Source organism: Pseudoclavibacter caeni (assembly GCF_008831125.1).
Classification (GTDB): domain Bacteria; phylum Actinomycetota; class Actinomycetes; order Actinomycetales; family Microbacteriaceae; genus Pseudoclavibacter_A; species Pseudoclavibacter_A caeni.
This window is the reverse complement of record NZ_WBKA01000002.1, coordinates 36,993-55,521: the sequence shown is the minus strand read 5'-3', so window position 1 is coordinate 55,521 and position 18,529 is coordinate 36,993. Positions and strand designations below refer to the sequence as shown.

The window sequence follows — 18,529 nt, the reverse complement described above, 5'->3', positions numbered from 1 at the left end:
TCAGCACACGCCGGCGGGGGATCCCGGATCCGGCTGACCGGTGCCGTACAGCCGGGACTCCCCGGGGGCGCACACCGGCGCAGCTGTGAAAGGCTCCTCCCCGACCGGCCTGGCCTTCGGCACCTTCAGCCCGAGCACCATGTCGAGCACCTGCCGGGTGATCGCCGGAGCGTCCAGCCCGACCTCCTCGAGCAGCTCGTCGCGGGTCGCGTGCTCGAAGAAGCGATCCGCCAGTCCGAACTCGGTCAGCCCCGTGTCGATGCCCGCGTCGCGCATGTCCTGCCGGATGCGCGTGCCGATCCCGCCGACCCGCAGGCCGTCCTCGATGGTCACCACGAGCCGGTGGGACGCCGCAGCCAGGACGACTGAGCGTGGCACCGGCACGACCCAGCGCGGGTCGACGACGGTCGTGCCGACGCCCTGCGCGTGCAGGCTGCGGGCGACCTCCAGCGCGGTGCCGGCCATCGCGCCGATCGCGACGATGAGCACGTCGCGGGTGGCGTGGCGGCACAGCACGTCGACGCCGTCGTCGGTGCGCGTGAGCGCGGGGGTGGGTGGCGCCACCGCGCCCTTCGGATAGCGCAGCACGGTCGGGCCGTCCGCGTGGTCGAGCGCCTCGGCGAGCTCCTCGCGCAGCGTGTCCGCGTCACGGGGCGCGGCGATGCGGATGCCGGGCACGAGCTGGAGGGTCGAGAGATCCCACTGCCCGTTGTGGCTGGCGCCGTCCGGGCCGGTCAGCCCGGCCCGGTCGAGCACGAAGGTCACCGGGGCCCGGTGCAGCGCGACGTCCATGAGCACCTGATCGAACGCCCGGTTCAAGAACGTGGCGTACACGGCGACGACCGGATGCATCCCGCCGAAGGCGAGCCCCGCGGCGGAGGCGACGGCGTGCTCCTCGGCGATGCCGACGTCGATCACCCGATCGGGGAACGCCTGGGCCATCGCGTCCAGCCCGACGGGGATGCGCATGGCCGCCGTGATGCCCACGACGTCCGGCCGTCGTCTCGCCTGGGCGAGCATCTCGTCGCTGAAGACGGCCGTCCAGGTGATCGCCCGCACAGAGGAGATCGGCCGGCCCGTGTCGGGATCGATGCGGCCGATGGCGTGGAACTGGTCGGCGACGTCGGCCCGGGCGGGCTCGTACCCGCGGCCCTTCTGCGTGATCGCGTGCACGATGACGGGATGGCCGTATCGCTTCGCCTGGCGCAGCGCGATCTCCATCGCACGGATGTCGTGACCGTCGACGGGGCCGATGTACTTGATGTCGAGGTTCGAGAACAGGGCGTAGTCCTGCCCGTGCTGCCAGCTCGGCGAGCGCAGCAGGCCGTGCAGGCCGCCGCGGACGGAGTTGAACAGGAAGCGTCCCGGGCGGCCGAGCCGGGAGAAGAGACGCCGGCTCGCCCGGTAGGCGCGATCGTAGCCCGCATGGGTGCGGATCTCGTTCATGTACCGGGCCATGCCTCCGATGGTGGGGGCGTACGACCGGCCGTTGTCGTTGACGATGATGACGAGGCGTCGGTCGTTCGCGTCGGAGATGTTGTTGATGGCCTCCCAGACCATGCCGCCGGTGAGCGCGCCGTCGCCGATCATCGCGACGACCGTGCGGTCGGTCTGACCGCGCAGGGTGAGGGCCCGTGAGATGCCGTCGGCCCAGGACAGCGACGAGGAGGCGTGGGAGCTCTCCACGATGTCGTGCTCGCTCTCGGCGCGCTGGGGGTAGCCCGCCAGCCCGCCCCGCTGGCGCAGTCGGGTGAAGTCCTGGCGGCCGGTGAGCAGCTTGTGCACATAGGACTGGTGCCCGGTGTCGAACACGATGGGGTCATGCGGTGAGTGGAAGACCCGGTGCACGGCGATCGTGGTCTCGACGACGCCCAGGTTCGGGCCGAGATGCCCGCCGGTGCGGGCGACTGCGGACACGAGGAACTCCCGGATCTCCCGGGCGAGCTGCTCGAGCTGCGCGTGATCGAGACGGTCGAGGTCGCGCGGCCCGCGGATGGAGGCCAGCAGACCGCCCGGCGCGGGCAGCCCCGGCCGCGCCGCGTCCTCGGCCCGGCCACTCCGGCTCGTGCCGGCGCCCGCCGCCGGTACCGACTCGTGTGGCATCGCACCCGTCGAGGCATTCTGCGTCATGCTGAGCCCCTCTCTCGCATCCCGCCCATTCTACCCGTCCCGGGGGACGGGTCTCATCGGCCCTCCGGGATGCGAAGAGGGACGGGCCGGACCTGTCTGGTCCGACCCCGCCCCTCTTCGGACGGTCACGCGGTGCGCGGCCTCAGCGGACTCACGCCGCGGCGAGCTGCCGCAGCACGTACTGCAGGATGCCGCCGTTGCGGTAGTAGTTCGCCTCTCCGGGGGTGTCGATGCGCACGACGGCCTCGAAGGTCACCGGCTTCTTCTCCTCGGGGGAGAACTCGCTCGGCCGGGCGGTGACGGTCATCGTCGCCGGGATCTCGTCGCTCTCGTTGAAGCGGGTGAGGCCCTCGACGTCGAAGATCTCGGTGCCGTCGAGCCCAAGGGACTCGTACGACTCGCCGGCGGGGAACTGCAGCGGGATGACACCCATGCCGATCAGGTTCGAGCGGTGGATGCGCTCGAAACTCTCGGCGATGACGGCCTTCACCCCGAGCAGGCGCGTGCCCTTCGCGGCCCAGTCGCGGCTGGAGCCGGTGCCGTACTCCTTGCCGGCGAGCACGACGAGCGGGGTGCCCTTCTCCTTGTAGTGGGTCGCCGCGTCGAAGATCCAGCTCTGCGGGCCGCCGGCCTGCGTGAAGTCGCGGGTGTAGCCGCCTTCGACGCCGTCGAGCAGGCGGTTCTTCAGCCGGATGTTCGCGAACGTGCCGCGGATCATCACCTCGTGGTTGCCGCGCCGGGAGCCCAGCGAGTTGAAGCTGCGCCGGTCGACGCCCTTGCTCAGCAGGTACTTCCCCGCCGGGGTGTCGGCCTTGATCGAACCGGCAGGCGAGATGTGGTCGGTCGTGACCGAGTCGCCGAGCTTGACGAGCACCCGCGCGCCGTGGATGTCCTGGACGGGATCCGGGTCCATGCGCATGCCGTCGAAGTACGGCGCCTCACGGACGTACGTCGAGTCGTCGTCCCACGCGAAGAGCTTGCCCTCCGGGGTCGGCAGGCTGCGCCACTTCTCGTCGCCGTCGAACACCGACGCATACTTCGTGACGAACATGTCACGGTCGATCGACTCGTCGATCGTCTTCTGAACCTCGGCAGGCGAGGGCCAGATGTCGCGCAGGTAGACGTCCTCGCCGTTCTGGTCCTGCCCGAGGGGCTGGGTCTCGAAGTCGAAGTCCATCGTGCCGGCGAGCGCGTACGCGATCACCAGCGGCGGGCTGGCCAGGTAGTTCATCTTCACGTCGGGGCTGATACGGCCCTCGAAGTTGCGGTTGCCGGACAGCACGGCCGTCACGGCGAGGTCGTTCTCGTTGATCGCCTCGCTGATCGGCTCGGGCAGCGGACCCGTGTTGCCGATGCAGACGGTGCAGCCGTAGCCGGTCGTGTAGAAGCCGACCTTCTCCAGGTACGGAGTGAGCCCCGACTTGTCGTAGTAGTCGGTGACGACCTTCGAGCCCGGAGCCAGCGAGGTCTTCACCCACGGCTTCTGCTTCAGGCCCTTCTCGACCGCCTTCTTGGCCAGCAGGCCGGCGGCGATCATGACCGAGGGGTTCGAGGTGTTCGTGCAGGACGTGATCGCGGCGACCGCGACGGCGCCGTTCTTCAGGTCGAACTGCTGGCCGGCGTACTCGACGGGGGCCTCGTCCCTGCCGGTCGCGTAGGTCGGCAGGGTCTTCTCGAACATCTCCTTGGACTCGCTGAGCTTGATGCGGTCCTGCGGCCGCTTCGGCCCGGCGATGGAGGGGACGACCGTGGAGAGGTCGAGCTCCATGTACTCGGAGAACACCGGCTCGTGCGCCGGGTCGTGCCACAGCCCCTGGGCCTTCGCATACGCCTCGACGAGCGCCAGACGCTCCTCGCTGCGGCCGGTGAGGCGCAGGTAGTCCATGGTGACCTGGTCGATCGGGAAGATCGCCGCGGTCGAGCCGAACTCCGGGCTCATGTTGCCGATGGTGGCGCGGTTGGCCAGCGGCACGCTGGCGACGCCCTCGCCGTAGAACTCGACGAACTTGCCGACCACACCGTGCTCGCGCAGCATCTGGGTGATGGTGAGCACCACGTCCGTGGCGGTCACGCCGGCGGGGATCTCACCCGACAGCTTGAAGCCGACGACGCGCGGGATGAGCATGGAGACGGGCTGGCCGAGCATGGCCGCCTCGGCCTCGATGCCACCAACGCCCCAGCCGAGCACGCCGATGCCGTTGACCATCGTGGTGTGCGAGTCGGTGCCGACGCAGGTATCAGGGTAGGCCTGCACCACGCCGTTGTCGAGCTCCTTCGAGAACACGACCCGGGCGAGGTACTCGATGTTGACCTGGTGGATGATGCCGGTGCCCGGCGGGACGACCTTGAAGTTGTCGAAGGCCTGCTGGCCCCACCGCAGGAACTGGTACCGCTCGCCGTTGCGCTCGTACTCGATCTCGACGTTGCGCTTGACGGCGTCGGGCTGACCGAAGACGTCGACGATGACGGAGTGATCAATGACCAGCTCGGCCGGCGCCAGCGGATTGATCTTCGCCGGATCGCCGCCGAGGTTCTTCATGGCCTCGCGCATGGTGGTCAGGTCCACCACGCATGGCACGCCGGTGAAGTCCTGCATCACCACGCGAGCGGGCGTGAACTGGATCTCCGTGCTCGGCTCGGCGTTCGGATCCCAGTTTGCCAGGGCCTTGATGTGCTCGGCCGTGACGTTCGCGCCGTCCTCGGTGCGAAGCAGGTTCTCGAGCAACACCTTCAGGCTGTACGGCAGCTTCTCCTGGCCGGGCACCGCGTCCAGCCGGAAGATCTCGTAGCTTTTGTCGCCGACGGCCAGTGTGTCGCGCGCCCCGAAACTGTTAACGGACATGCTGCCCCTCTCATCATTGAAATGCCCTCTTAGGATGACGGGTGCCGATAAGCGAGTCCAGTAAGGCAGTCCTCACTTTTGTGGACCTCGGACATTGACATCGTCCGCGTCATCGGGGCAGCCCTCCCGGCGCCCCGTGACGGCGCCTCGGGAGGGCGTCTGGCGTCCCGCGGCCCCGGCGCGGGACCCGTCCGGCGCGGTCCCGACATCTGTCGTGGACTCGACGTCTGGCTCGCCCTCGGCGGCGTCCAGCACGGCGATCACCGGCCGCAGCAACAGCCAGGTGAGCAGCACGCCGAGCGCGAGCAGCGGCAGCCCCATCAGCAGCTTCGCCGTTCCCAGCGCGGTCACCTCGTCGTCCGTGAGCGAGTGCAGGTACAGCGGCAGCTGGACGGCCAGCCGGGCCACCGAGATCAGCGCCCACACGCCGGTGGCGAGCGCTCCCGCGCGCAGCAGGAGTCGATGCCTGGCCAGCGTGACATCGCCGCGGAACACGGCCACCAGCACGCTCACCAGAGGCCAGCGGACGACGAGCGAGCCCAGCAGCACGAGCGCCGACACGGCGTTGATCACGATCCCGGGCAGGTAGTTCTGCACGGCGCGCCCGGTGACGAGGGCGAGCACCGCGCCGAGCAGCACCCCGACGAGACCGCTCATCGCCTGGGCGAGCGGCTGTCGGGCGATCAGTCGCGCGAGGGTGAAGCCGGCCACCAGCGCGAGACTTGCAACCGTCGACCACACGACCTGTCGGGTCGCGGTCTGCACGATGATGAACACGACCCCGGGCAGGGTCGACTCGACGAGCCCGCGGACGCCGCCGAGCGCGGCCCACATGGTGCGGGCGTCGAGCGTGTCCTTCTCGAGCAGCTCACGCATCCGCGGGGCGCACCTGCGCCGCGGGCTGCGGCAGGGTCAGCGGCAGCAGCTCACGGGGCGCCCGGGGCTCGCCGCCGCGATGGACGATGAGCGAGCGGAACAGCGCGTTGACCCGGCGGGCCCCGTCCTTGTCCTCCAGGGCGGCGCCGGTCACGACGCCGCGCAGGAACCAGCGCGGGCCGTCCACGCCGAGGAACCGCACCATCCGGGGGCCCTCGGGCGTCGGCAGCGCCGCGTGCAGCTCCCAGCCGAGCTCGCCCTGGAACTCCCGGTGCTCGGCATGCTGCGCGGCGAGCTGGGCGGCCAGCTGCGCGCGCACCTCCGCCCACAGGCCGGCGCTCCGCGGCGCGGCGAACGCCTGCACCTGCAGCCGCGTGCCCTCGTGCTCGAGCGTGATGGCGACGGGGCGTTTGGTCCGCTCCTCGACCTCGACGCGGATCGTCAGCCCCGGGGTGGGCGGCAGCAGCACCGCCCCGAAGTCGATGAAGGGCCGTGTGCCGCTGATCTCGCTGAAATCGAACGGCCCGTCCTGCTCTCTGCCCTCCACGAGCTCCTTGGGCTGGAAATCGAGATCCGACGACGCTGTCTCGGACGTCTCGGGCGTCGTCTCCGCCGCGGCCGGAACCGCCTCGGCCCCCTCCACCTCGGTCTCCTCCGGCTCGTGCTCGACGGCCTGCTCCGCCGGTGCGTCCTCCGCGTGTCGCTTCTTCCTGCCGAACACCCGTGATTCCTTCCTGTCGCCTGCCGCCACGCCCGTGGTGTGACGGCTCTGTCTGCCCATGGTCCCGATCCGCTCATGCGGCGTCGGGCGGCCGAACGGGGCCGATCGTCATCGTGACGGAGCGAACCCGCCGGTCGAGCCGAACCCGCCGGTGCCGCGCGCGCTGCCGGGCAGGCGCTCGACCCGGATGAACTCGGCGCGCTCGACCCGCTGGACGACCAGCTGGGCGATGCGGTCGCCGACGTGCACGGTGACGTCCTCGTCCCCGGTATTGAACAGGATCACGCGGATCTCGCCGCGGTACCCGGCGTCGATCGTGCCAGGCGTGTTGAGCACCGTGATGCCGTGACGCAGGGCGAGGCCGCTGCGCGGGTGGACGAAGGCCGCGAACCCGTCGGGCAGGGCAATGGCGACGCCCGTGCCGACCAGCGCCCGACCATGCGCCGGGATCACCGCGTCCTCGGCCGCGCGCAGGTCGGCTCCCGCGTCACCGGGGCGAGCGTACGCAGGCGGCTCGTGGCCTGTGCCGGTCCACAGGATTTCGACGGTAGAATTCACGCAGTACAGACTACATGCCGCCCTCGCCGGGGCGGTCGCGCGCCCAAGGCTGTCCGCCGGGCCGCGCCGAGAGACGGAGACCGATGCTCTACCGTGAACGACTGCGCCCGCACGGCGGCGCCTACCTGGCCATGCTGCTGCTGATCCCGGCCTTCGCCACCGTGTTCTATGAGATCAAGCCGATCATCGGGTTCATCGTCGGGCCGACGCTGTACGCGCTCATCTTCCTGATCAGCTGGTTCGCGTCCCCGCTCATCGTGCTGACCTCGGATCGGCTGAGCGTCGGGCGGGCGAGCATCCCGATCAGCGCGCTCGGCGAGCCCGTCGTGTTCCGCCGCGGCGAGGCCGCCCTGGCGCAGATCCGCAGCGAGCTGGACATGCGTGCCTATGTGGCGTTCCGCGGCGGGCTCGATCTGGTGCGCATCCCGGTCGTCGACCCGGAGGACCCGACCCCGTACTGGCTGATCGGCTCGCGGCACGCCGACGAGCTGGCCGCCGAGCTGCGACTGGCTCAGGCCGCGCAGTCCTTGCAGACGGGCCCGAGCTCGGACTCGTGATCGAACTGCGTGCGATGCTTCACCAGGAAGCACTCCACGCAGGTGAACTCGTTGTCCTGTGGCGGCAGGACGACGACGTCGAGCTCGGCGTCGGACAGATCGGGGCCATCGGCCAGCGCGTACTCGCCCGTCTCGTTCTCGTCGTCAGCGCCCGTCTTGGGCGTGGTCGGAATGCTGCGCTTCAGCGCGTCGAGCGAGTCCGAGTCGTCCTCCTGACGGCGAGGCGCGTCATAGTCGGTGGCCATTGTTCTCCCCTTCATCCTCTCTGCAGCCGGGCGCGCGTCGGGTCCCCCTGCCCTGCGTCGTGACACTCCGACAGCGACGGTCAAACGGCCGTGCGACGGCGTCGCACGCCGCGGCGGACATAGCATGCATCATCGGAGGGGGTTATGCAAACCGAGCGGTGAGCATGTGAGGCCGACCGGGCACGCAGCGGCCGACACGTCCGGGCGGACGTCGATGACGTGCGCGTCGGATGCCGGGGCGCCGGTCCGGTGTAGCCAGGTGGCGCGGAACACACGGGCGGGCCTCGCGTCCGTCGTGCGCCCGTGGTGGCAGAATGGACGCGGATCCTCCGGGCTCGTCGCGGGTCGGGATCCCCAGGACATGAGGAGGCATTGGTGCGCGAGCTGAAATTCGTCGGTACCGAGGACGATCTGCTGCTGCTGGTCGACCCGCAGGGCGATCAGTTCGCCGTTCCGGTCACCCCGGAGCTGCGGCAGGCGATCCGCACGCGCAGGGCACCCAGGCCGGCGTCCGGGCCGCGCAACCCCCTGCCCTCGCCCCGCGAGGTCCAGGCGCTGCTGCGCTCGGGGCTCGCCGCCGACCAGGTCGCCGATCACTTCGGCGTTGACATCGCGTACATCGAGAAGTTCGAGGCGCCGGTCGCCGCCGAGCTGGACCACATGGTCGAGCTCGCCCAGGACGTGCCGCTGCACTTCGACGAGGAGGGCGCCGAGACCTCCACCTTCGGGCACATCATCACCCATCGGCTCGTCACCCGTGGCGCGGAGCACACGATGTGGTCCAGCTGGCGCGAGGAGGACGGTCGCTGGACGGTGCAGATCGCCTATACCGCCGATGGGCACGACAGCAAGGCCCGCTGGTTCTTCGACCCCCGCCGCCGGCAGCTCACCCCGGCCAACGAGGAGGCCGAGGCGCTGTCGACCGCCCAGGACCTCCAGCCGGTGAAGGTGCCGCGACTGCGTCTGGTCGACGCGGCGACGACCGTGGACACCTTCCCGCTCGAGAGCGAGACCGACGCGGCCGAGCCGGCTTCCGAGGAGCCGCGTGCCGATCCCGGCGAGTCCGCCGTCGAGATGTGGGAGCGCGCCGCACGCGACGAGGCTCGGCACGTGGCCGAGCGCGTGCGCGGCTCCTCGCTCGTCGGTCGGCATGGCGAGGATGACGGCCCCGCGGGCGATGCTGACGTGTCGCTGCGCGGCTCGCTCACGCGGCCGGCCGAGCCGGCCGAGCGGTCCGCCCGCTCTGGCGAGGAGTCGCCCAGAGTTCCCTCCGAGACCGAGGACCTGCTGCAGGCACTGCGGCGCCGGCATGAGAACGACGCCGTGCGGGAGCCGCGCGGCGAGTCCCCCGCGAGCACCGCTCGACTCCGGGTCGTGTCGGACGAGAAGCCGGACGCCGAGGCGGAGGACGCTCAGGCGGATGCCGACGCCGCCGCGCCGACGCCGAAGACCCCCCATGACCATCGGGGCCGCCGGGGCCGCTCCTCGCTGCCCAGCTGGGACGAGATCGTCTTCGGCACCAAGCCGCACGACGACGGCCGCTGATCGCCGGCCGGCTGCTCCCGGCGGTCCCGCGCTCGTCCTGGCCGCACCCGTCCGGGCCGACCGCGCACCGCGGGAGCGCGTCGCCGGGTCACCACAGCAGCAGCGGCAGCTCCGTCTCCCAGGCGCTGAGCCCGCCGTGCTGGCCGATCATGCGTCTTGAGCGGTCGTCGGATCCGTCGCCGCGATAGAGCGCCGAACACTCGTCGCGGGCGATCGCGATCACGTCTCCGAGCCGGCGCCGTGCGGTCCCGTCGTCGCAGGATCGGTCGCCCATGAGCCCCGAGTCGACGAGGGCGTCCCCGGTGGTGACCAGGAACGACTCCTCCCCCGCCGTCTCGTCCAGCCGCCGCTGCAGGGCCCGGGCCGTCTCGGCGGCCGCGGCCGGCTCGCGCAGCACGAGCTGCACGCCGCGGGGCTCGCCGGCCCAGGCGAGCACGGTGTCGAGCCCGGACCACCCGGCCAGCAGGGCATGGTCCTCGCGGGCGACGTCGAGCATCCCGTGGTCGCCGGTCAGCACCGTCACCGCGCCGTCGGAGCCCAGCCTCGCGGCGTCCGTCTCGGCGTCCAGCGCCTCCAGCAGCGCTGCCCAGCGGCTCCCCTGCCAGCCATGCCGGTGCCCGGCGCGGTCGAGCTCGGGCACGTACAGCTGCACGAGCGAGCGGGGCGCGTCCCGGCGCACCCGGGCCAGAGCGTCGAACCGGTCGCCGAGGTCGTCCGCGCCCACATACGTCGCCCCGCGCAGCGTCGCCCGGGTGAATCCCGACGTCGTGTACTCGCGGGGGCCGATCGCCACGGCGGTGATGCCGGCGGCCGCGGCGCGCTCGAAGACGGTCGGATGCGGCTGCCAGACGGCCGGCGCCATGCCGGGCCCCCACCCGGACAGCTCGTTGCGCACCACCCGGGCGTCCGGGTCCCAGACCGTGTAGCCGACCAGACCGTGACCGATCGGGGGCAGCCCGGTCGCCAGGGAGGTCAGCGACGCCGCGGTGGTCGACGGGAAGCGCGCGTGGAGGCGGGCCGGGCCGGCGTCCGCCAGTCGACGAGCCAGGTGACGGGCGTGCCCGGTGCGGGCGGCGAGGTTCCGCACCCCGAGCCCGTCGACCAGGACGACCGCGAGGTGTCGCGTCCCGGCCAGCGCGTCGAGGCCGGGCGGGGGCGTCGCGCCGTCCAGCGTCGTGTCGAGCCACCCCCGCGCCACATCGCCAATGAACGCGGACCGGTCAGGGGGTGAGGGTAGACTCCGAAGCACCGATCCAGTCTCGCACACGGGCCCGCACGCGTCCGCGTCGGCCGCCGTGCGTGGACGACGGCACACAGCAGGAGGAGACCCCCAGAGCATGACCAGCACCGTGACCGAGGATCCGCAGCAGCGCATCGAGGACGTCGACGTCAGCACCGAGATGCAGCACAGCTATGTCGAGTACGCGATGTCGGTCATCCACTCCCGCGCGCTGCCGGACGCCCGCGACGGGCTCAAGCCCGTCCAGCGGCGCATCCTCTACATGATGCGCGAGATGGGTCTCTCCCCGGAGAAAGGGCATGTGAAGTCGGCCCGGGTCGTCGGCGAGGTGATGGGCAAGCTGCACCCGCACGGCGACAGCGCGATCTATGACGCGCTCGTGCGCCTCGCCCGGGACTTCGCCATGGAGGTGCCCCTCGTCGACGGGCACGGCAACTTCGGGTCGCTGGACGACGGGCCGGCCGCGAGCCGGTACACCGAGGCCCGGCTGACCGCCGCCGCGATGCTCATGACCGACAGCCTCGACGAGGACGTCGTCGAGTTCGTGCCCAACTACGACAACCAGCTGCAGCAGCCGGCCGTGCTGCCGGCGCCGTTCCCCAACCTGCTCATCAACGGCACCAGCGGCATCGCCGTGGGCATGGCCACGAACATGCCGCCGCACAACCCGCGCGAGGCGATCGCGGCAGCCGTGCACCGGCTACGGCACCCGCACTGCGACCTCGACGCGCTCATGGCCGTGCTGCCGGGGCCTGACCTGCCCAGCGGAGGCAGCATCATCGGCCTCGACGGGGTGCACGACGCCTACCGCACCGGCCGTGGCACGTTCACGATGCGCGCGAAGGCGACGATCGAGCGCACCTCGCCCCGGCGGCAGAGCATCATCGTCACAGAGCTGCCGTACATGGTCGGCCCCGAGGCGGTCATCCAGAGGATCAAGGACGGCGTCGGCGCGAAGAAGCTGAAGGGCATCGCGAACGTCCACGACCTCACCGACCGCAGCAACGGGCTGCGGCTGATCATCGACGTGAAGACCGGCTTCGCCCCGGAGGCCGTGCTCGCCTCGCTGTACCGGCACACGCCGCTGGAGACGAACTTCGGCATCAACAACGTCGTGCTCGTCGACGGCCGCCCCCGCACGGTCGGTCTCGCCGAGCTGCTCGACGTCTACGACGCGCACCGGATGGACGTCGTGCGGCGGCGCAGCGAGCACCGGCTGACGAGGGCCCGCGACCGCCTGCACCTGGTCGAGGGGCTGCTGATCGCGATCCTCGACATCGACGAGGTCATCGCGCTGATCCGCTCCAGCGACGACGCGGAGACCGCGCGCACCCGGCTGATGAGTGTCTTCGACCTCACCGAGCGGCAGGCCGAGTACATCCTCGAGCTGCGCCTGCGCCGGCTGACCCGGTTCAGTCAGGTCGAGCTGGAGGCCGAGCGCGACGACCTGCGGCAGCGGATCGCCCGGCTCGAGGAGCTCCTCGGCGACGAGGGGCGGCTGCGCGACCAGGTCGCCCGAGAGCTCGAGGAGGTCGCGAAGACCCTCGACCAGCCGCGGCGCACCGTGCTGCTCGCCGAGGACGCCCGGGTCATCGCCGCCGACGTCCCGCTCGAGATCCCCGACGAGCCGTGCGAGGTGCTCGTCAGCGCCGCCGGCCGGCTCGTGCGCCGGGCGCTGCCCGACGGGGATGGCGCCTCGGCTGACACGACCGGGACCGAGGCCCCGGACGCCGCGGCGACGTCGCCTGCGGCGGGCGCGGACGACGCGGCGGGTGTGGGAGTGGCGTCCCGGTGGCGCATCGGCGACCCGCTCCCCCGCCCCCGGCGACGTCGTGCGGACGCCCTGCGCGCCCGCCTGCGCGCCACCACCCGCGGGGACCTCGGCGTCGTCACCGATCGCGGCCGGGTGCTGCGCACCCCGGTGCTCGGCGTGCCCGCCGCGGCGCCGAACCTCGTCCAGCTCTCCGCCGGCGTCGCCCCCGAGCGACTCGTGAACCTCGAGCGCGGGGAGCGCGTCGTCGGCGTGATCAGCCTGGTCGACGAGCGACCGCTCGCCCTCGCAACCGCCCGTGGCGTGGTCAAGCGCGTGCAGCACGAGATCCCCGACCGCCCCGAGTGGGAGCTCGTCACCCTCCACCGCGGCGACCGGGTCGTGGGCCTCGCCGCGGCCGACGACGCCGACGAGCTCGTGTTCGTCAGCGAGCAGGGGCAGCTGCTGCACTACCGGGCCGACCAGGTGCGTCCGCAGGGACTCGCCGCCCAGGGCATGGCCGGGATGCGGCTGGCCGACGGCGACCGGGTGCTCTGGTTCGGCGTGGTGGCGGCCGCGGACGCCCCCGATGCGCTCGTGTTCACCGTCGCCGTCGACTCCACCGCGCTGGCCGACATCGTCCCCGGCTCGGCGAAGGTGAGCCCGCTGGCCGACTTCCCGCCCAAGGGCCGGGGGACCAGAGGCGTCCGCGCCCAGCGGATGCTGAAGGGCGAGGACCAGCTGAGCCTCGCCTGGGTCGGCCGCGGCGTGCCCCGCCCGCTCGGGGCGAAGGCCGCGCCCGTCTCGCTCGACCTGCTCGTCGCGCGCCGGGACGCGTCCGGCGAGCCGACCGACACCCCGATCCTCGCCGTCGGCGGCCCGCTTGAGGCGGACTGAGCGGCGCCGGGGTGGGCTGAACGGCAGGGGCCGGGGGCCGGGCTCAGGCGTCGATGCGGTCGCGGTCGATCTCGCCGCTGGCCTCCATGATGAACCGGCGGCGCGGGGCGACCTCGGAGCCCATGAGCACGTCGAAGACGCCCTCGGCCTCGTGCAGGTCGCGCAACGTCACCCGGCGCAGCAGGCGGTGCCTCGGATCCATCGTCGTCTCGGCCAGCTGGTCGGCGTCCATCTCGCCGAGGCCCTTGTACCGCTGGATGGGCTCGCGGTAGGTGCGTCCCTGCCGTCGCAACCGGGCGATCGTGTCGTGGAGCTCCTCCTCGGAGTACGTGTAGATCGTCTCCGCCGGACGGCGCCCGCGGGCCGGCACGATCAGCCGGTGCAGCGGCGGCACGGCGGCGAACACGCGCCCGGCCTCCACCATCGGTCGCATGTACCGGAAGAACAGCGTGAGCAGCAGCGTGCGGATGTGGGCGCCGTCGACGTCGGCGTCGCTCATCATGATGATCCGCTCGTAGCGGGCCTGCGTGATGTCGAAGCTGCGGCCGGATCCCGCGCCGACGACCTGGATGATCGCCGCGCACTCCGCGTTGTTGAGCATCTCGGCCATGCTGGCCTTCTGCACGTTGAGGATCTTGCCGCGGATGGGCAGCAGCGCCTGGAACTCGCTGTCCCGGGCCATCTTCGCCGTGCCCAGGGCCGAGTCGCCCTCCACGATGAACAGCTCGGTGTGCTCCGCGTCGTTCGAGCGGCAGTCGACGAGCTTCGCCGGCAGCGACGACGTCTCCAGCGCGTTCTTGCGCCGCAGGGTCTCCTTGTGCGCCCGGGCGGAGATGCGCGACTTCATCTCGGCGACGATCTTCTGCAGCAGCACCCCGGTCTGGGCGCGGTCGTCGCGGCGCTTCGAGGCGAAGCGGTCCCGGAGTCCCTGCGCGACGATCCGGGCGACGATCTGGCGCACGGCGGGCGTGCCGAGCACCTCCTTCGTCTGCCCCTCGAACTGCGGCTCGGGCACGCGCACCGTGACCACGGCGGTCAGCCCGGCGAGCACGTCGTCCTTCTCGACACGGTCGCTGCCGGCCTTGAGCCGCCGGGCGTTCGCGGTGACCTGCTGGCGCATGGTCTTCAACAGCGCCTGCTCGAACCCGGTCTGGTGCGTGCCGCCCTTCGGCGTCGCGATGATGTTCACGAACGACCGGATCGTGGTGTCGTACCCCGTCCCCCAGCGCAGCGCGACGTCCACGTGACAGGTGCGCTCGACCTCCTGGTCGACCATCTCCCCACCCGCGGCGAGCACGGGGACGGTCTCGGTGAAGGTGCCGTCGCCCTGGACGCGCCAGGTGTCGGTCACCGCGGAGTCCGCGGCCAGGTAGTCGACGAACTCGGCGATGCCGCCGTCGAAGCGGAACGTCTCTCGCGCCTGGTCCTCGACGGCCGCGGCGGTCGACGGCGACGCGGTGGAGGCGGCGTCGGCGCCCGCGGCGGCGGGGCCTCCGGCCGCAGCGTCCGCGGTCCCGGCGTCCGCGGCGGGACCGTCGGTCGTGTCGCCCGGCCCGACGGCGGACGCGACCGGTCGGGGCCGGGTCGAGCCCGGGCGGTCGTCGCGCAGATCCAGCTCGAGGCCGGGCACGAGGAAGGCCGTCTGCCTGGCGCGGTCCTCGAGATCCGCGAGGCTGAACCGGGACCCCTTCGTGAAGATCTGCGGGTCAGCCCAGTACCGCACTCGCGTCCCGGTCACACCGCGGCCCACCCGACCGACGACTTGCAGCCGGTCGGCGCCCTTGACCGCGGCGTCGAGCGGGGTGAACGGCGACGCCGGACCGATGCCGTCGCGGTCGTCGAACACCCCGGGCGTGCCGCGGTGGAACGAGAGCTGCCAGGTGCGGCCGTCCCGGTCCACCTGCACGTCGAGGCGCTCGCTGAGCGCGTTGACCACAGAGGCACCCACCCCGTGCAGGCCGCCCGAGCTCGTGTACGAGCCGCCGCCGAACTTGCCGCCGGCATGCAGCCGGACCATCACGACCTCGAGGCCGGTCAGCCCTGTCTTCGGCTCGACGTCGACGGGGATGCCCCGGCCACGGTCGCGCACCTCGACCGACTCGTCGTCATGCACGATGATCTCGATGCGATCCCCATGCCCGCCGAGCGCCTCGTCCACGGCGTTGTCGATGATCTCCCACAGGCAGTGCATGAGCCCGCGCGAGTCGGTCGAGCCGATGTACATGCCGGGCCGCTTGCGCACGGCCTCCAGCCCCTCGAGGACGGACAGCTGCCTCGCCGAGTAGTCGTCTTCCGCCACCGGCCTACTCCAGGTAGTCGCGCAGCGCCTGCGACCGGGAGGGGTGCCGCAGCTTCGCCATCGTCTTCGACTCGATCTGCCGGATGCGCTCGCGAGTCACGCCGAACGTGTCACCGATCTGGTCGAGGGTCTTCGGCATACCATCGCCCAGACCGAACCGCATCCGGATGACCCCGGCCTCCCGCTCGCTGAGCGAGTCGAGCAGCTGCTCGAGTTGCTGCTGCAGCATCGTGAACCCCACGGCGTCGGCGGGCACCACCGCGTCCTGATCCTCGATCAGGTCGCCGAACTCGCTGTCGCCGTCCTCGCCGAGCGGGGTGTGCAGGGAGATCGGCTCGCGGCCGTACTTCTGCACCTCCACGACCTTCTCCGGCGTCATGTCGAGCTCCTCGGCGAGTTCCTCCGGGGTGGGCTCGCGGCCGAGGTCCTGCAGCATCTGGCGCTGGACGCGGGCGAGCTTGTTGATCACCTCGACCATGTGCACCGGGATGCGGATCGTGCGGGCCTGATCGGCCATAGCGCGTGTGATCGCCTGGCGGATCCACCAGGTGGCGTACGTGGAGAACTTGAACCCCTTGGTGAAGTCGAACTTCTCCACGGCGCGGATGAGGCCGAGGTTTCCCTCCTGGATGAGATCGAGGAACTGCATGCCGCGTCCCGTGTACCGCTTCGCGAGGCTCACGACGAGGCGCAGGTTCGCACCCAGCAGGTGATTCTTCGCCTTCCTGCCGTCACGGGCGACCCACTTCAGCTCACGGCGCTCGGCCGGGGTGTACTTCTTCGCGAGATCGCCGCGCTCGTCGCGCTTGAGCAGCTCCTCGGCGTACAGCCCGGCCTCGATGCGCTTGGCGAGCTGTACCTCCTGCTCGGCGTTCAGCAGCGGCACCTTGCCGATCTGCTTCAGGTAGTCCTTCACCGGGTCGACCGTCGCGCCGGTGATCGCTGTGGCCTGCGTCGGCACGTCCTCCTCCTTGGAGGAGAGCACGAACCCGCCGCGCGGCATCGACCTGTGGGTCTTCGCGGTGCCGCTCGCCGCCGTCGCAGCGGGCTGCCCGCCCCTCGCGGCGGTGCCGTGCCCGGTGGCGGAGCCTGCCGTCGCGGCAGTCGTCCCGGCTTTCGCGGCGGTCCGCTTCGTCGTCCGCCGTGTCGTGCTCCCGCTGGCCGATCGACGCGTCCTGGCGGGCCTCTTCTCCACGGCGGTGGTCTGCTCCTGGGCGGGGGTGGGGCCGGCGGCCTCGGCACCCTTCGCGGCGGTCCTCGTCCTCTTCGCGGCCGTGGCCTTCTTCTTCGCCGTCGCCTTCTTCGCCGTCCTCGGAGCCTTCTTCTTCGCCGTCGCCTTCTTCGCCGAGTCCTCGGCCGCGGCGGCCTTCGGGCTCGATGTGGTGCGCTTGGTCGCGGTGGTGCGCCGACTCGGGGCGGCGCTCGCGTCGGCCACCTCGCCGGACGTCGCGTCCGCGGACCCGGCAGCGGCGGCCGTGGCCTTCGCGTTCGTGGCCTTCCTCCGCCTCGTCGTGGTCTTCGGCGCGGCCTCGGACGGGGTGGTCTCGGTCGTCGCGACGGTCTTCGCCCGCGTCGTGCCGGTGCGTCGAGCGGTGCGCTTCCGCGGCTTCGTCGCGGTCTTCTCCCCCGCCGCGGTGGCCTCGGCCTCGGCCGCGGGCCCGGGTGTCTCGGTGTCGGGTCTCACGGTCTTGGATGCACTCTTCTTCTCAGCCACAGGCCTCGAACCTTCCTGATCAGCGCGCGGGGAACAACGCATTCTATCGCACAGGTCCGCTCACGCCCGCACGCACAGGCGGTGTCGCGGAACCGGGAACACCGCAGACAGCCCAACGTCCTCGGGCGCAGTGGTATTCCGCGTCCCCGCCGCGACGCTCGGCATGCCCCCCGCCGGGGAGTCGATGCGACGGCCATGCGGACGGTCCGCGGCACACCGCGATCGTGATGCATTCGTGACCGACGTGCCCCGCTTCGCTGTCGGGAGGGCGGGATACACTCATCTGCGTGACCATCCCCGCCAGCCGCATCGAGCACGCCATCGTCACCGGTGCCACGGAGCCGGGCGGGCGTGCGGCCGTGCTGGCACTGCTCGACGCGGGGCTCGCGGTCACGCTCGTCGGACGCTCCCCCGAGCGACTGCAGGCGGAGGCCGACGCCCTCGTCGCACGGGGCGCGCGAGCCGACGTGCTCGTGGCCGACCTCGCCTCGCTGGCCTCGATCCGCGAGGCCGCGGCCCGCTTCCTCGTGCGGCACGGCAGCTGGCGGGTGCTGCTCGACCTCGCCCGGGTCGCCGGCGTCCCTGAGCGGACGCTCACCGACGACGGGTTCGAATGGCACCTGGGCGTCAACCACCTCGCGCACTTCGCCCTGACCGGTCTGCTGCTCCCCGGCGCCGCGCGCCGCGCCGCCGTCGTGTCCGTCACCTCCAGCGGCCGGGCAGAGGCGATGCGTTTCCATGACCTCCGCTTCGACCACGGCTACAGGCCGGCCCGGGCCCTCGCCCAGAGCGATCTGGCCCAGCTGCTGTTCGCCCGCGAGCTCGATCGCCGCTGCCGGTCGGTGCGCACGCCCGCTTACCCCTCCGGGGTGACCTCGGTGGCCATCCAGACGGGCAGGCAGGCCGGACGGGTCGCCCGAAGACTCGGCCGCAGGCTGCGCGCGGATGCCCGGGCCGTCGGCTGCGCCGCCGCAGAGCTCGCGCTCGCAGACCACACCCGCGGCGGCGCGCTCTACGCCGCGGCGGCCGGAGCGGATGGATCGCCCATGCCGCGGCGGCTGCCCGATCCGCGCATCGCCGACGAGCATCTGGCCGCCCGGCGGCTGTGGCGGATCTCCGCGCAGCTGACCCGGATCAGCTGGTAGCCCGTCGCCG

General features: G+C 71.8%; 13 protein-coding genes. 4 read left to right on the top strand and 9 right to left on the bottom strand.

The annotated features are described in order from the left end of the window. The 5 genes from dxs to dut form a co-directional block, all read right to left on the bottom strand. On the bottom strand, positions 1–2,130 hold the full coding sequence (gene dxs / locus F8O02_RS02820; protein WP_225734081.1) for a 1-deoxy-D-xylulose-5-phosphate synthase: 2,130 nt from the start codon (positions 2,128–2,130) through the stop codon (positions 1–3). Between the two features lie 151 nt (positions 2,131–2,281). Beyond that, on the bottom strand, positions 2,282–4,972 hold the full coding sequence (gene acnA / locus F8O02_RS02815; protein ID WP_158035739.1) for an aconitate hydratase AcnA: 2,691 nt from the start codon (positions 4,970–4,972) through the stop codon (positions 2,282–2,284). Between the two features lie 72 nt (positions 4,973–5,044). Continuing rightward, complete coding sequence (locus F8O02_RS02810) at positions 5,045–5,848, bottom strand: DUF3159 domain-containing protein (protein ID WP_158035738.1); 804 nt, start codon at positions 5,846–5,848, stop codon at positions 5,045–5,047. Then, the gene (locus F8O02_RS02805; protein ID WP_225734080.1) at positions 5,841–6,569 is read right to left on the bottom strand and encodes a DUF3710 domain-containing protein; all 729 of its coding nucleotides are present in this window, start codon (positions 6,567–6,569) and stop codon (positions 5,841–5,843) included. Before F8O02_RS02805 ends, F8O02_RS02810 begins: the two co-directional genes overlap by 8 nt. A 108-nt stretch (positions 6,570–6,677) precedes the next feature. Further along, positions 6,678–7,127: a dUTP diphosphatase gene (dut, locus tag F8O02_RS02800; protein WP_158035737.1), complete on the bottom strand. Its 450-nt coding sequence runs from the start codon at positions 7,125–7,127 to the stop codon at positions 6,678–6,680. 83 nt (positions 7,128–7,210) lie between these two features. Here dut and F8O02_RS02795 point away from each other — a divergent pair, with 83 nt between their 5' ends. Continuing rightward, entirely contained in the window at positions 7,211–7,684 is a 474-nt protein-coding gene (locus F8O02_RS02795) for a DUF3093 domain-containing protein (RefSeq protein WP_179416312.1), read from the top strand. Here the strand turns inward: F8O02_RS02795 and F8O02_RS02790 are convergent. Next, positions 7,639–7,929 carry a DUF4193 family protein gene (locus tag F8O02_RS02790; protein WP_158035735.1) on the bottom strand — a complete coding sequence of 97 codons (291 nt, stop codon included), beginning with the start codon at positions 7,927–7,929 and terminating at the stop codon, positions 7,639–7,641. The two genes, F8O02_RS02795 and F8O02_RS02790, sit on opposite strands and share 46 nt — an antisense overlap. Before the next feature lie 375 nt (positions 7,930–8,304). Here F8O02_RS02790 and sepH point away from each other — a divergent pair, with 375 nt between their 5' ends. Next, positions 8,305–9,474, top strand: a complete 1,170-nt coding sequence (gene sepH, locus F8O02_RS02785; RefSeq protein ID WP_179416313.1) for a septation protein SepH — start codon at positions 8,305–8,307, stop codon at positions 9,472–9,474. A gap of 88 nt (positions 9,475–9,562) precedes the next feature. Here sepH and F8O02_RS02780 read toward each other — a convergent pair whose 3' ends face one another. Beyond that, positions 9,563–10,672, bottom strand: a complete 1,110-nt coding sequence (locus F8O02_RS02780) for an alkaline phosphatase family protein (RefSeq protein WP_179416314.1) — start codon at positions 10,670–10,672, stop codon at positions 9,563–9,565. 139 nt (positions 10,673–10,811) lie between these two features. On the opposite strand from F8O02_RS02780, the gene F8O02_RS02775 reads away from it, so the two are divergent. Then, complete coding sequence (locus F8O02_RS02775) at positions 10,812–13,361, top strand: DNA gyrase/topoisomerase IV subunit A (RefSeq protein WP_158035732.1); 2,550 nt, start codon at positions 10,812–10,814, stop codon at positions 13,359–13,361. A gap of 43 nt (positions 13,362–13,404) precedes the next feature. On the opposite strand, the gene F8O02_RS02770 is transcribed toward F8O02_RS02775, so the two are convergent. Beyond that, on the bottom strand, positions 13,405–15,660 hold the full coding sequence (locus F8O02_RS02770) for a DNA gyrase/topoisomerase IV subunit B (RefSeq protein ID WP_158035731.1): 2,256 nt from the start codon (positions 15,658–15,660) through the stop codon (positions 13,405–13,407). Between the two features lie 4 nt (positions 15,661–15,664). Beyond that, on the bottom strand, positions 15,665–17,416 hold the full coding sequence (locus F8O02_RS02765) for an RNA polymerase sigma factor (protein WP_158035730.1): 1,752 nt from the start codon (positions 17,414–17,416) through the stop codon (positions 15,665–15,667). A gap of 245 nt (positions 17,417–17,661) precedes the next feature. On the opposite strand from F8O02_RS02765, the gene F8O02_RS02760 reads away from it, so the two are divergent. Beyond that, positions 17,662–18,519 carry an SDR family NAD(P)-dependent oxidoreductase gene (locus F8O02_RS02760; protein WP_179416315.1) on the top strand — a complete coding sequence of 286 codons (858 nt, stop codon included), beginning with the start codon at positions 17,662–17,664 and terminating at the stop codon, positions 18,517–18,519. Positions 18,520–18,529 lie beyond the last annotated feature (10 nt).

Excerpts from the sequence above, each read along its gene's own strand:
- dxs (WP_225734081.1), bottom strand. The coding sequence starts at position 2,130 with ATGACGCAGAATGCCTCGACGGGTGCGATGCCACACGAGTCGGTACCG.
- acnA (WP_158035739.1), bottom strand. The coding sequence starts at position 4,972 with ATGTCCGTTAACAGTTTCGGGGCGCGCGACACACTGGCCGTCGGCGAC.
- F8O02_RS02810 (WP_158035738.1), bottom strand. The coding sequence starts at position 5,848 with ATGCGTGAGCTGCTCGAGAAGGACACGCTCGACGCCCGCACCATGTGG.
- F8O02_RS02795 (WP_179416312.1), top strand. The coding sequence starts at position 7,211 with ATGCTCTACCGTGAACGACTGCGCCCGCACGGCGGCGCCTACCTGGCC.
- F8O02_RS02790 (WP_158035735.1), bottom strand. The coding sequence starts at position 7,929 with ATGGCCACCGACTATGACGCGCCTCGCCGTCAGGAGGACGACTCGGAC.
- F8O02_RS02775 (WP_158035732.1), top strand. The coding sequence starts at position 10,812 with ATGACCAGCACCGTGACCGAGGATCCGCAGCAGCGCATCGAGGACGTC.
- F8O02_RS02765 (WP_158035730.1), bottom strand. The coding sequence starts at position 17,416 with ATGCGTTGTTCCCCGCGCGCTGATCAGGAAGGTTCGAGGCCTGTGGCT.